The 13,083-nt window shown below is 45.4% G+C and carries 11 protein-coding genes and 1 riboswitch; all 11 genes read right to left on the reverse strand.

From position 1 onward, the window contains the following. Positions 1-61 precede the first annotated feature (61 nt). The 11 genes from GPK88_RS00225 to GPK88_RS00275 all read right to left on the reverse strand — a co-directional run bounded on the left by GPK88_RS00225 (position 62) and on the right by GPK88_RS00275 (position 12,979). The gene (locus GPK88_RS00225; RefSeq protein WP_173762628.1) at positions 62-703 is read right to left on the reverse strand and encodes a DnaJ domain-containing protein; all 642 of its coding nucleotides are present in this window, start codon (positions 701-703) and stop codon (positions 62-64) included. Beyond that, positions 697-1,545 (reverse strand): DUF5685 family protein, encoded by an 849-nt coding sequence (locus tag GPK88_RS00230; protein ID WP_195567132.1) that lies wholly within the window; start codon positions 1,543-1,545, stop codon positions 697-699. Before GPK88_RS00230 ends, GPK88_RS00225 begins: the two co-directional genes overlap by 7 nt. Before the next feature lies 1 nt (position 1,546). Continuing rightward, positions 1,547-1,960, reverse strand: a complete 414-nt coding sequence (locus GPK88_RS00235; protein ID WP_173772158.1) for a hypothetical protein — start codon at positions 1,958-1,960, stop codon at positions 1,547-1,549. A 69-nt stretch (positions 1,961-2,029) separates the two neighbouring features. Further along, positions 2,030-3,232, reverse strand: a complete 1,203-nt coding sequence (locus GPK88_RS00240) for a class I SAM-dependent rRNA methyltransferase (RefSeq protein ID WP_215707437.1) — start codon at positions 3,230-3,232, stop codon at positions 2,030-2,032. A 237-nt stretch (positions 3,233-3,469) separates the two neighbouring features. Next, positions 3,470-5,143, reverse strand: coding sequence for a DUF1002 domain-containing protein (locus GPK88_RS00245; protein WP_173762630.1), 1,674 nt, complete (start codon positions 5,141-5,143; stop codon positions 3,470-3,472). Positions 5,144-5,254: 111 nt separating this feature from the next. Beyond that, positions 5,255-6,355 (reverse strand): ATP-binding cassette domain-containing protein, encoded by a 1,101-nt coding sequence (locus tag GPK88_RS00250; RefSeq protein ID WP_215707438.1) that lies wholly within the window; start codon positions 6,353-6,355, stop codon positions 5,255-5,257. A gap of 3 nt (positions 6,356-6,358) precedes the next feature. Next, positions 6,359-7,378 carry a FecCD family ABC transporter permease gene (locus GPK88_RS00255; protein ID WP_118062692.1) on the reverse strand — a complete coding sequence of 340 codons (1,020 nt, stop codon included), beginning with the start codon at positions 7,376-7,378 and terminating at the stop codon, positions 6,359-6,361. A gap of 55 nt (positions 7,379-7,433) precedes the next feature. Further along, positions 7,434-8,579 carry an ABC transporter substrate-binding protein gene (locus tag GPK88_RS00260; RefSeq protein ID WP_148448441.1) on the reverse strand — a complete coding sequence of 382 codons (1,146 nt, stop codon included), beginning with the start codon at positions 8,577-8,579 and terminating at the stop codon, positions 7,434-7,436. Continuing rightward, positions 8,576-9,589, reverse strand: coding sequence for a hypothetical protein (locus GPK88_RS00265; protein ID WP_215707439.1), 1,014 nt, complete (start codon positions 9,587-9,589; stop codon positions 8,576-8,578). The genes GPK88_RS00260 and GPK88_RS00265 overlap by 4 nt, the downstream gene beginning before the upstream one ends. Positions 9,590-9,710: 121 nt before the next feature. Continuing rightward, positions 9,711-11,015, reverse strand: coding sequence for a sirohydrochlorin cobaltochelatase (locus tag GPK88_RS00270; RefSeq protein ID WP_021977503.1), 1,305 nt, complete (start codon positions 11,013-11,015; stop codon positions 9,711-9,713). Positions 11,016-11,171: 156 nt separating this feature from the next. Further along, positions 11,172-11,347, reverse strand: a riboswitch (cobalamin riboswitch). A 252-nt stretch (positions 11,348-11,599) separates the two neighbouring features. Beyond that, complete coding sequence (locus GPK88_RS00275) at positions 11,600-12,979, reverse strand: NAD(P)/FAD-dependent oxidoreductase (RefSeq protein WP_215707440.1); 1,380 nt, start codon at positions 12,977-12,979, stop codon at positions 11,600-11,602. Positions 12,980-13,083: the final 104 nt, after the last annotated feature.

Consider the following 13,083-nt stretch of genomic DNA (forward strand, 5'->3'; position numbering starts at 1 on the left):
CCTCACAAACAATTTAATGCTCTCTGCCGTTGTCAATCCCCGGACAAAACCGGCATTTTTATCAACAGCAGAAAATTCCGCCCGGCCAGCACATGGCACAGGCCATAGTTCTGCAGCAGGCATCGCACATATCTCCCCCTGCTGTGGGCATTCCTCCAAACGGATCCTGTTGCTGCTGGTACCAGCCTCCGCCGCCTTCCATTCTCTGAAGAAGCATGCGATACTGCATATTATTTGGTTCCTGACGAACCGCCTCACGGATCTGATCCAGAGCAGTCACATTATTTCCAAGCCCCATATTTGCCAAGGCGGCCAGATAATACCATTCGCCATTTTTCTGTCCAAGAGAATTCAGCACATTCATAGCTTCCTGATAATGGCCACTCTGCACATAATTGGCAGCCGCACGTCTCCGCATGCTCTCCTCGTCCTGGTAAGTACTTGATCCTGCGCTGCCATAGCCGTCAAAACCGCCATAACTTCCATAGCCATTTCCGGAAGCACTGCCGCCATACTCACGTTCTTTCATAATCTGCTCGTAAGCCTGCTGTACTTCCTTGAATTTCTCTTCAGCCTGATCCTTATTCGGATTGTTAATATTGGCATCCGGATGGTACTTTCGGCTGAGTTTCCGGTATGCCTTTTTTATTTCATCATCAGATGCGTTTCTGGGAACTCCCAGCACACTGTATGGATCTAACATTTTTTCTCTTTCTCCCGTTCTTCCCTGCGTTTCTGCCCGATGGCCGCAAAGCGGCACCAGACGCCGGAATATAAAATATTTCGAAGGATATCTCCATATCGGATCACCGGCATTTTTTCAAATTCCCTGCAACTTTCTGAAAGCATCATCATAAGCATCCGGCGTATCTCTTCTTCGAACCCTTCCATCTTATATTTCTCAAGAAATGGATTGTAATTTCCGTTTTCCGCGTCTTTTTCCACGTCGTCATAGGCATCCAGGATATAAATGAACTTCCCGAGATAAAATCCCATCCGCCGCAGCGAAGCTTCCCACACATCCTTACGGAACGCAAAAACCTCTTCCATAATCTGTCCGGAACATCCTGCCACCCGGTCCACATCTGTCTCGCCCTGTTTTTCGAGACGTGAAAGCTTAAGAAGGGCATCCTGAATTTTCCGGATTTTTTCCGGATAACCGGCCATGCGTTTCTTTCCGCCTGCATTCAGAAGTCTGGCATAGGCATACCGCAGAGGTTTTCTCTCATCCTGCCAGTCATCCATGCATTTATAATATGAAAGAATCACATTCATATCCGCGCAGTATGTGGTTATCTCATTGCGGCGTACCAGCTGAGGCTTCAGCGGATGAACCGCGCACCGGGAAGTTCCTTTCTGCGTAGGCGGCTCGTACAGCCCACTGAGCAGAAGCACAACAAATGTCATATCGTACGTCAGCGAAATCTGCCCCGGTATTCCATATCTCTCACGGAGTTCTCTGCAAAGCCCACAGTAAAAAGAACGGTACATGTCAAAATCTTTGAATTTAATTTCCGGTTTGTTAACTGTCACATATCCGAACATGTCAGCTCCTCTTTACAAATTTGGTGTGGCACTTCGGACATTCAATCTCAATCTTTCCTTTTCCCCTGGGGATACGGATCTTCTGTCCACAGCCCGGACAGCTGTAGATATGGTGAGTTTTTCTCTGTTTCATCAGATTTTTTTCTTTATTGAAACGAAGACGGAATTTCGATGTCACCTGAAGATATTTCTGATTTTCTGCATAACGCTGCTGAATATTTCTGGAAAAAATGCGGAAATACGCATATACAATCGCCGCAATTCCAAGGAAATCCAGAATACTGCCAACATTTCTGTTAAACATGGTAACAACCATGGTCAGTATAATCAGAGTCAGAGCGACTCCCATAATAAATCTGGAAAAATCATCCACTCCGTAGCGTCCCTGCATAAATTTATTGAATTTGTCTCTCATAAAATCTGCTTCTCCTTTTCACTGCCGCCATAACTGTCCAGGCTCTCCAAAGAGATTCACGGACATTTCCTAGCGGTCATTACATACCTGGAAAATGTAGAATTTCAGATAATAGGACTCATCTGCGGACCAGAGAATCGGATGATCCGGAGCCTGTGTGCGATATTCCACCTGGCGCAGTCTCTTGTGAACATTCTTCGCAGCCTGACCAATTGTCTGTGTAAACAGTTCGTAGGTCATGAAATGAGAACAGGAACAGGTTGCAAGAAAACCTCCGTCTTTTACAAGGCGCATAGCCCGGAGATTGATTTCACGGTATCCTTTTATGGCATTTTTGACAGAACTTCTGGACTTGGTAAATGCCGGTGGATCAAGGATTACCACATCAAATTTCTCACCTTTTTCCTCAAGTTCCGGAAGAAGTTCAAACACATCCTCGCAGAGGAATTTCACTTTTCCTTCCAGCCCGTTAAGTTCTGCATTTCTTCTTGCCTGATTTACGGCAGTCTCAGATGCATCCACACCAAGAACACTTTCTGCCCCTGCAAATCCCGCATTCAGGGCAAAAGAGCCGGTATGTGTGAAGCAGTCCAGAACCTTTGCATCTTTACAGAGTCTCTGAATTGCCAGACGGTTGTATTTCTGATCCAGGAAAAATCCTGTTTTCTGTCCGTCTTTGATGTCTACTTCGTATTTCACGCCGTTTTCTTCAATCTGGACAAGGGTAGGAAACTCTTCTCCGATAAATCCCTTGGTAAGTTCCATTCCTTCCTGGCGGCGGACTTTGGCATCGCTTCGCTCATAGACACCACGAATCTGAATTCCGTCTTCTGCAAGAATCTCCTTCAGTGCATCAATGATGGTTCCCTTAAGGCGGTCAATTCCAAGTGCCAGAGACTGTACTACCAGCACATCGGAAAACTTATCCACAACAAGTCCCGGAAGAAAATCTGCTTCTCCGAAAATCACACGACAGCTTCCTGTATCCACAATCTTCTTGCGGTACTCCCATGCGTCACGGACACGCTGTCTCAAAAACTCTTCGTTGATCTCCTTATGTTCATCTCTGGTAAGCATACGTACCATAATCTTGGAATTGGTGTTGATAAATCCTCTTCCCATCGGATATCCGTCAAAATCATGAACCAGAACGATATCTCCGTTTACAAAACTTCCCATAATGGTTGCGATTTCATTATCATATACCCAGAGGCCTCCTGATTTCAGGAATCTGCCTTCGCCTTTTTTTAATGTTACTACTGCCAGGCTCATAAATTCTACCTTTTCCCTTTCTCATTTCCCTGTGACGGTTTACAGTGTATGAATTCCATAAAACCGATTTATGGTCAATTCTATCACAGAAAAAATCATTTTTCCAGTGCTTACCCGAATCCTTAAGATAAATCACAGAATTTTCATGATCTTTTTATTTCCCGTTCACACAAAAAAGCCACCAGAGAAACCGGAGCTCTGTCATTTTCCGGTTTCTCTGATGGCAATGATATATTTTTATTCTGCTGCTGACTCCTCTGTGGCGTCTGTATTTTCTCCATAGAGACCTGCAAGGAACTTCATGGTATCCTTATACAGTGTCTGTTTGTCTTCTTCCGGTACATCCGCAAGAAGAACTGCAGTTTCGTCGGTAACGTCTGTGTTTTCTTCCGTAGCATCAATGCCGAACAGTTTTTTCAGCTTCTGATCCATCATATTCAGCTCTGCACTGACATATGTTTCTGTTCCATCTGCCACATAAGATGCCGCACCGTCCTTCAGAACGTCGTAATAATCCTTCTCAACGGTATCTGCAAGGCTCTTTCCGGTCTGCTCATCCAGCACAACTGTGGCTGTGGATTCTGTATTCTCAGTTGCCGCAAGAAGAGAGTCTGCATCCCCTTCGTATTCTCCCTTCGCAAAGAGGGCAAATCTGTCATAGTTGTTCTTTGCCTCATCGCCAAGAACCGAAGTGTCAACTTCTGTGTTGTCTGTTTCTGCTGATGTGGTTTCTCCGGCTGCTTCTGTTTCCTCAGAACTGTCTGTATCCCCTGTTGCTTCCGGAATTCCTGTTTCATCCTGGTCAGTTTCTTCTGAAGTGCTTTCATCTGCATTGGACTCATCAGCTGTACTCTCATCTACAGTAACTGTATCATCGGTACTCTCATCCGTACTGTCTTCACCGACATAAGTTCCATCATCTGTTGCTTCCGGAATTCCTGTCTCATTACTGCTGTCTGCGGAATCTCCGGTCTCCTTTTCAAGATCCGGATCTTCTGTGGAACTCTGAATTACATCTCCGCCAAGAGCACTTTCATCTACGTTATTCATGATATCGTCATCATCATCTGTCGCTTCATTGGGATCTACTGTTTCGTCTGTATTCTCACCGTCCAGGGAATCGTCAGTAGTAGTCTTGCCTGTGGTGTTGGCATCTACCTGCTCCAGTGTATCCTTCACATCGTCGTAATCATACCCCTGCTCTGCAATTTTTTCCAGAAGAGATACGATCTTGTCAATCTCCTCCTGGCTTACAGAGACATTGTTCTCCTGTGCCACATTGACAACAATGTTCTGAATTTCCTGTGTATTCTGTACATTGTTCTGGATGACATCAATCTTGGACTGGTTTACAACAGTTGTTGCCTCATTTTTTCCGACCTTGTCTGCCAGCTCACCGGTTGTGACAATTTCTTCATTGGCAAGCTTGGTCTTGGTCTCATCCAGCTTCTGTCCGCTGGCTTTTTCATAGGCCATCTGAATACCTGTGAGGGCACCTGTTCCGGATACTTCCATCGGGCATGCCGCAACAACTTCACAGTTCTTAACTCCGGATGTGGAAAGTGAGCTGGCGATCATATTACCGGTTACCCAGTTCAGATTGGCTGTACGAACCTTGATTCCACCGGACTGTGTAGGTTTTACGTAAGCGCAGCTTAAGGTTCTGGAACCGATCTGTGACTGTGGTGCGATATTATCCAGATGATTATGTTCATCCTGATTGGTAATGGTCATAATCTGTACCTGATCCGCACTTACATTAAAATATTTCATCATGGTCTGCTTCTGGGCATCTGTGAGGTCTGCACCCAGTGTTACTACTTTTGATGCATCCGCAAATACAGGGTTTACACTTCCTGCCACAAGGCATGCACTGCAGAGAATTGCTGCAATCAGATTTCTTTTCTTCATGAAATTTCCCTCCATATATAAATTCCGGACTGCCGTTTTTTCTGTTTCATATTATAGCACAGATATATGGGAATTTGTAATTTATGTTCTCTTATTTTCTTACAGATATTTTCACAGTTTCTGTAATTTTCCCATCTGTTCTGCTTTTTTTATTAATTCCCGGTTTTTCTCATTTACAGGGCCAAAGTCCTTCAGAGGACAGTAAACTTCCCGGCATTTTTCCATAACCTCCAGTGCTTTTCTGTAATTTTCTTCAGAAATACACTGAAACGGCTTCTCTGTAATAGTCTCTGCAGCCAGCTCTTTTGCTACCTGATAATCTGCGTCATTGGTATGAAGAATTCCCGTTGCAAAGGGGATTCCCTGGCGCTGTAGTTTCCGGTACACCGGGATTCCGCTTCCGTTTCCGCCAATTACAAACACCTGGGGTTCCCCTGCCGGTGGTTCCATTTCCACGCAGCCGAACTCTGCGTTGTAGCTTCCACGGGTAATTCCATAAAGTCTGCGGATATAATCCGAGGTAAAAATCTCTTCCGGCGCTCCGTATTTTTCAATGTGGTCTCCATGCACACAGATCACCTGGTCAGAAATCTTCTGAGCAAGATCCAGCTCATGGAGAGACATGATCACAGTCATCTGTTTTTCCAGTACCATCTTTTTCAAGATTGCAAGAAGCTCCAGTTTGTGGCGGATATCCAGGAAGGAAGTCGGCTCATCCAGAATGATGATCTCCGGTTCCTGGCAGATGGCACGTGCCAGAAGAATACGCTGACGCTGTCCGTCACTGATGGCTGTGAAATCCCGGTCTTTCAGATCCCAGGCATGAACCATCTCCATGGCATTTTTCACTTTTTTCTTATCCTCCGGGGAAAGGATTCCCAGAGTTCCGGTATACGGATAACGTCCGGTGGATACCACATCTTCACAGGTCATAAGTTCCGGACGCATGCGCTCAGTAAGCACTACAGCTAGCTTCCTGGAAACTTCTTTGTTTGTCATGCGGCTCATCTGTTCCTGTTCCAGATATACGGTTCCACTGATCAGGGAAAGCTGTCTTGTGATACTCTTCAGGATCGTGGATTTTCCGGCGCCGTTGGGACCGATCAGTGTGAGGATTTCTCCTTTATTTAGCTGAATATTGATCTCTTTGATCAGCGGTTTTCCGTCATACCCTACGGTCAGCTGATCGGTATAAAAAAAATATGATTTCATGGTTTATATCCTCTGCTGTCTGCGAATCATGATATAGATAACTACCGGTGCTCCGAAAACTGCCGTCACAGAACTGATGCTCAGCTCCGTCGGTGCAAATACGGTTCTTGCAATCAGGTCACAGAACAGGCAGAACACTGCACCGCCTAAGAAACAGGCCGGGATCACAAGCAGCGGTTTTGCTGTTTTTAAAAGACTTTTTGCAATGTGGGGCACAGCGATTCCCACGAAAGAGATCGGCCCTGCAAATGCAGTCACACAGGCAGAAAGAATACTTGAAAGCAGAATCAGAAGGATCCGGAACACTTTGATATTAACTCCCATATTCTGTGCGTAAGTCTCGCCCAGCTGATAAGCGCTGATGGGTTTTGACATAAAAAATACGATCACCATGGTAAGAAATACCACCACAGCCATAGTACGCACATTGCCCCAGGTCATACCGGAAAAACTTCCCAGTGACCAGTTGTGGAGATTCACGATGTTGGAATCATCCGCAAACGTCACCACAAAGTCCGTGATGGCCGAACAGATATAACCGATCATAACACCACTGATGACCAGCATGGACATATTGTGGACTTTTTTTGCCACAAGAAGCACAAAGCCCATGGAGATCATGGAACCGGCAAAAGCAGCCAGGATCATGGCTCCGGAACCGATGGATACCGATCTGCTCAAAAGAAAGATCATCAGAAAAGCCACAATCAGCTTGGCTCCGGAAGAAATTCCCAACACGAAAGGTCCCGCGATAGGGTTATTAAAAAAGGTCTGCAGCAGAAATCCGGAAACAGAAAGTGCTCCGCCGAGGATGATAACTGCCAGAATTCTTGGAAGACGGATCTCCCAGACAATATTATAAGAAGTTTCATCTCCCTGATGCCGGAATATGATATTCAGGATCTCCTGCACAGAGAGGTGGATACTTCCGGAATTTACATTCCATATAAATAAAAAGATCAAAAGTACCGCAAGGATCACAAAAGAGATCCCATATCGGACCGCGCGTTTTCTGTCATTCATTTTTTCTGGTACACTCCTCTTCTGTGGTGTAATTCGTGTAAAGCCGTATTTTCGTTTATTTCAGTTTGTGCATGTAAGTCAGGTTATCTAGGGAATCATCATCCGTGGTCAGCATGGTGTGGATATCCTCGATCATGGTTCCAAGTCCTGTGGTCTCCTGGAAAAGGTTTTTGCCTGTGCACCAGACATTTCCGTTCTTCACTGCCTTGAAATCCGCAAGGAGCTCGCTTTTGGAAAGAAGTTCATCGATGGTCTGAAGCTCTCCGTCAATGGTACTGTTGTAGATGATATAATCCGCATCTTTTGCCTTGGCATAGAATTCTTCCATCTGCATGTTCATGGTGGAAAGGGCATTGTCACTCTCTCCCGTATCTTCCGGAACGTAATTTCCACCTGCAAGGGAGATCATCTCTGAAACATAGTCGCCGCTTTTTCTTACATTTACCGCGCCTACGGAGTTGATATAAAAGAACGCTACGGTCTTATCTGTTTTATCTGCTGTAAGCACGTTATCCAGTTTGTCTGTCTGCTCTTTGAAAACTTTTTCTGCCACATCTTCTTTTCCAAGAAGGACTGCGTAAAGTTTCATCCACTCGGTTCTTCCAAGGGGATGGCTTTCATAGCTGGAACGTTCCACCATTACAGGGATTCCGAACTGTTCCAGTTTCTCCTGGACTTCCGGATTGTGATGGATCATGGTGGATTCAATGGCAAGGTCACAGCCTTCGTTCAAAATCAGCTCATAATCCGGGGCACTGTACTTGCCGGCGTAGATCATCTTTTTCTGCTCCATGGCGTCTTTGGCTTCCTGGATATACCATCCGTCTTCCTTGGTTCCGGAAAGTTTGATGCTGTCGATCCCGTCAATGGCCCGGAAAAGATCCATGGCCGAAGTTGCAACCAGATAAATGTTGTTTAACGGCTGTTTTAAGACTGCAATATCAGAATCCAGTCCCTCCGGTGCTTCTTTTCCCTCGGGAACTACAAGAAACTGCCCTTCCTGATCGATGGTGATCAGTGCATAGCCGTCGTTATAGTAATCCACATTGAATTCCTTGGCATAGGAAAGCTCCATGCTGTGGTCGAAAGTGAGGCCCGGAATATCCGCTGGCTTATGTTCTGTCTCTGCGGCCTGCACGGCAAACGCGCAGCCCAGAACAAGCGTCAGCGTCAGAAATATGTATGAAATTATTTTTTTCATTTTTCTTCCTTTTTCATGCTTGAAGAATCAAAGTTCAAGGTGTAGTCGATCTCGTGAGGAGTACTCATGGCTACGGTATCTGCAGTCACTTCCATCTCTGTGTCAAAAACAGTCACCGGAATCTCAAATGTGGAATTTCCGTCTTTGTTCACCGGCTCATATTTTTCGCCATCCACGATCATGTAATCGTAATTCGGGCTGCTCCAGATGATGGTTGCTGTAGCTTCTTTGTCTTTGATCTCTACTTTGGCCGGAGATTCTACCGTTGCTCTTCCGGTTCCGCCTGTGAGGGTTACATCAAATTCGTAAGTTCCGTCTTCCAGTTTCAGATCTTCCAGCTTTTTTCCCTCAGATTTCTTGTCATCGGAAGTTTTCTCATCTTTGGAAACATCTGCTTTTTCTGCGTTCTCCTTGTCGGAGGAGTCTTCTTTTTTGTCTGTATCATCAGTTGTTTCTTCCACATCACCTGTCTTTACAGGATTTTTGACGCTGACTTTATGGTCATACCATTTACCTTTTTCTCCCAGAAGTGCCACATCAAATTCCTCATCAATGGCAGGTACCGGGATATCAAACCCGTAAACTTCCTCTGTATAACCGTCGCTGTATTTTACTGTATCTGTGGTAGGTTCAATGATCTCGGCGCCATCCTTCTGTGCATCTTCTGCAGTTCCTGCAAACAGATTTACGATCTTCTTGGAAACCAGGCTTACATGGATGGTCATCTTGCCATCTTTGACCGTAAGCTCTCCTTTTTCGTCATTGGCCTCATTTACATGGAACATACTGCTGTCTGTGTCAAACTCTGCTGTATAAACACCATCTTCTAGGGTATCTGTCTTGGCTGCGTCTGCCTCTTTCTCATTGGAAGCTTCTGCATCCTCTTTGGAATCGTTTTTGGCAGATTCGGTTTTTGCGGAATCTGTTGCAGCCATTGCAGGCACAGAGCCAAGGGCCATGGCTGATGCACTTACCATTGCAAGGATTAAGTTTACATAACGTTTTTTCATAATAATCTTCTCCCTTCCATAGATACAGCAATCTGCCCGGAAGACAGTCTTCCTGATCTTTCCGGGCAGTTACATGGATTTCTTATAGGTATCTGAGCTCACTCAGATCGTTTCATATTTATTATTCTGCGGAATCCTCAGCGGAATCAGCCTCTGTATCTGCTGCTGCGTCAGAATCTGCGGACTCATCTGTGCTTCCGATGGAGTCGATAGCTGCTTTTGTATGATCTACATAAAGCTGCTCAACAGCCTCGATACGTCCAAGACCTGCGATCTGTGTATCAACATTCTCGAAGTTTCCGGATGCTACAAACTGGCTCTTCCAGGAATCCTCATCATCACCGGCCATATCGTTGTTTGCATGGTCTCCGGCAACAACCATCAGCGGACGAAGAACAACGTTCTTGTATCCTGCCTCTTTTACCTTCTCGATAACCTTGTCGCAGGCTGTATCTTCCGGTTTACCCTCTACAGTACCGATGAATGCGTTCTTGAATCCAAGGTTTTCCATCTGTGTCTGCATCTGATCGTATGTAATGTTAGCTGTATGAGATGTTCCATGTCCCATGAATACGAATGCTGTGCCAGCCTCAGCTGCTGCATCCATGCTGTCAAATCCGGCTTCTTTGCAAGCCTCATCTGTGATTGCCTGAGCAACGGCTTTCTTGTCATCGTTGATCACGGTTGCATCGTCTCCAACCTCACCGAGCATTGGCTCTGCGATAGCTACAGACTCGAATTTATCTTTATAGCCATTGATCGCTTCTGTCATCTCATCGTACTCAGCACCATGCATCAGATGAGTAGGCTGTACAACCAGATTCTTAACACCATTCTCTACTGCACGGTCAAGAGCCTGCTGCATGTTATCGATCACTTCATCATCTCTTGCCTCTACATGGTTGATGATGATCTGTGCTGTAAATGCTCTTCTTACAGACCAGTCCGGATAAGCTTCTGCAAGAGCATCCTCGATTCCTTTGACATCCTCTGCACGGCTGTCATTGAAGGAAGTACCAAAGCTTACAACAAGAAGTTCATTCTCACCGATCTCATCCTGGTTACGCGGATCGTCCTTGGAAGCGTCTCCTGTGTCACGTCCGAAGTAATCCGGATCAGCGTTCTCGCCCTCTACCAGTTCTTTCTGAGCGTCTGTCAGAGCATCCCATGCTTCTTTGGCTGCCTTGCAATCCTCATCTGTTGTGTCAGTTCTCTCCTGAACATAGATCTTGTCGATCAGAGCTGCTACATTGTCAGCTGCTTTCTGGTCTTCATCAGAAGCCTCTGTGGTATCAGCTGCCTCAGTACTCTCATCTGCGCTCTCTTCTGTAGCGGAATCATCTGCTGCCATTGCTGTTGTAGCTGCACCCATAGAGCATGTCATGGAAACTGCGAGCATCAGAGCTAACATTGTTTTTCTTTTCATTTCTTATCGTCCTCTTTTCATGTATTTCCAGAATACTGATATGTACAAAAAAACGGCTGCTTTCTGCGGCCGCCTGCTCACACACGATTCTCTCGCAATACACATAAAAAGAAGTTCTGTATTGTTATTGAGAATACAGATTCGTAGACCGCGAATCCTGGATCTCACAATAAGGCAGTTCTCCTGACTTGGTTCCACACTGCTTTCCCTTCCCGGTTTCCCAGTGGTATTTAAAAACAGCTCCCCGTTCACAGTGACGGTATCGTTCCGGATTCTCACCGGATTCTCTTTTGCACATCCGACTGGACGCAACCTTATTGCCATAACATTTGTACATATTCGATTTTACCTGGTTACTTATTCTTTTACCACAAAATCACAAAATTGTCAAGATTGCTGTCGGACGAATTATGGTGCTTCCCCTGCATTTGTCAGTTATTTTCAACATACTCCTTTCAATATTCATGCACATTATGCATGGTTTTATATGATTTATGTTTTTTATTTATGGTACAGTGATTTCCTACAACATAAAAGCAGCCCCTTTCCGCCATCACTGTGACAGCAGAAAAGGGCCGCTCATATTATTTACTGAAGTACTCCTGCTCCAGGTATCTGGCTACATAGATACCGCTGGCGGATGCATGGGAAAGAGAATGTGTCACACCGCTGCAGTCTCCGATAACAAAGAGACCTTTGTGGCAGGTTTCCAGATTCTCATCGATCTCAACTTCCATGTTGTAGAATTTAACCTCAACACCATAAAGCAGAGTATCGTCATCTGCTGTTCCAGGTGCGATCTTATCCAGAGCATAGATCATCTCGATGATTCCATCCAGGATACGCTTCGGCATAACAAGGCTTAAGTCTCCCGGTGTTGCGGAAAGAGTCGGTGTTACGAAGCTTTCCTCAATACGTGCTTTTGTGCTTCGTCTTCCACGGATCAGATCTCCGAAACGCTGTACCATAACACCACCGCCAAGCATGTTGGAAAGTCTTGCGATGCTCTCACCATATCCGTTGCTGTCATGGAACGGCTCTGAGAAATGTTTGGATACCAGAAGCGCAAAGTTTGTATTGTTGGTGTGTTTTGCAGGATCTTCATAGCTGTGGCCGTTTACTGTGATGATTCCATTGGTGTTCTCATTAACCACAACACCTCTCGGGTTCATACAGAAAGTACGGACCATATCCTCAAACTTCTCGGTTCTGTAAACGATCTTGCTCTCGTAAAGCTCATCGGTCAGACGGCTGAACACCTCTGCCGGAAGCTCCACACGGACACCGATATCCACACGGTTGGAAAGTGTGGGGATCTTAAGATCTGTACATACAGTCTCCATCCATTTACTTCCGCTTCGTCCCGCGGAGATGATGCAGTAAGTTCCCTCGTAACGCTCATCACCTACAACAACTGCATAGCCGTCTTCTGTTTTCTCCACTTTGTCAACGGACGCGTCAAAATAGAAATCTACATGGGCTTTCATCTTGTCATAGAGATTCTGAAGTACTACATAGTTGATATCCGTTCCCAGGTGGCGGACAGATGCATCCAGAAGATGCAGGCCGTTCTGAAGACAAAGCTTACGGATCTCACTGTTTGTGGTGGAATAAAGCTTGGTTCCCTCTCCACCATACATCAGATTCAGTTTATCTACATATTCCATCAGTTCTGTGGCTGTATCCTTGCCAATATGCTGATACAGCGTTCCGCCAAACTGATTGGTGATATTATATTTTCCATCGGAGAAAGCGCCTGCACCGCCAAATCCTTTCATGATTGCACATGTTTTACAGTGGATACAAGATTTTACTTTCTTTCCGTCAATAGGACATTTTCTTTTTTCCAGAGGATGGCCGGCTTCAAAAACCGCGATCTTTTTCTCCGGATCATTATTCATCAGCTCATAGGCTGCAAAGATTCCTCCAGGACCTGCTCCTACGATCAGTACGTCATATTTCATAAATAAAAACTCCTTATCTTGTGTTGCCTGTTTTCAATGTTTCGTTTTCGCACAAACCCTGACTATTCTACAACAAGTGTGTACAAAAGTCACCTGTTTTTTCC

This window comes from Blautia sp. MCC269, assembly GCF_018785655.1.
GTDB lineage: Bacteria > Bacillota > Clostridia > Lachnospirales > Lachnospiraceae > Blautia_A.

What these genes read in the sequence shown, in the direction of transcription:
- GPK88_RS00275 (WP_215707440.1), bottom strand. Translation starts at nt 12,979, where the DNA reads ATGAAATATGACGTACTGATCGTAGGAGCAGGTCCTGGAGGAATCTTT.
- GPK88_RS00255 (WP_118062692.1), bottom strand. Translation starts at nt 7,378, where the DNA reads ATGAATGACAGAAAACGCGCGGTCCGATATGGGATCTCTTTTGTGATC.
- GPK88_RS00225 (WP_173762628.1), bottom strand. Translation starts at nt 703, where the DNA reads ATGTTAGATCCATACAGTGTGCTGGGAGTTCCCAGAAACGCATCTGAT.
- GPK88_RS00230 (WP_195567132.1), bottom strand. Translation starts at nt 1,545, where the DNA reads ATGTTCGGATATGTGACAGTTAACAAACCGGAAATTAAATTCAAAGAT.
- GPK88_RS00235 (WP_173772158.1), bottom strand. Translation starts at nt 1,960, where the DNA reads ATGAGAGACAAATTCAATAAATTTATGCAGGGACGCTACGGAGTGGAT.
- GPK88_RS00265 (WP_215707439.1), bottom strand. Translation starts at nt 9,589, where the DNA reads ATGAAAAAACGTTATGTAAACTTAATCCTTGCAATGGTAAGTGCATCA.
- GPK88_RS00245 (WP_173762630.1), bottom strand. Translation starts at nt 5,143, where the DNA reads ATGAAGAAAAGAAATCTGATTGCAGCAATTCTCTGCAGTGCATGCCTT.
- GPK88_RS00270 (WP_021977503.1), bottom strand. Translation starts at nt 11,015, where the DNA reads ATGAAAAGAAAAACAATGTTAGCTCTGATGCTCGCAGTTTCCATGACA.
- GPK88_RS00240 (WP_215707437.1), bottom strand. Translation starts at nt 3,232, where the DNA reads ATGAGCCTGGCAGTAGTAACATTAAAAAAAGGCGAAGGCAGATTCCTG.
- GPK88_RS00260 (WP_148448441.1), bottom strand. Translation starts at nt 8,579, where the DNA reads ATGAAAAAAATAATTTCATACATATTTCTGACGCTGACGCTTGTTCTG.
- GPK88_RS00250 (WP_215707438.1), bottom strand. Translation starts at nt 6,355, where the DNA reads ATGAAATCATATTTTTTTTATACCGATCAGCTGACCGTAGGGTATGAC.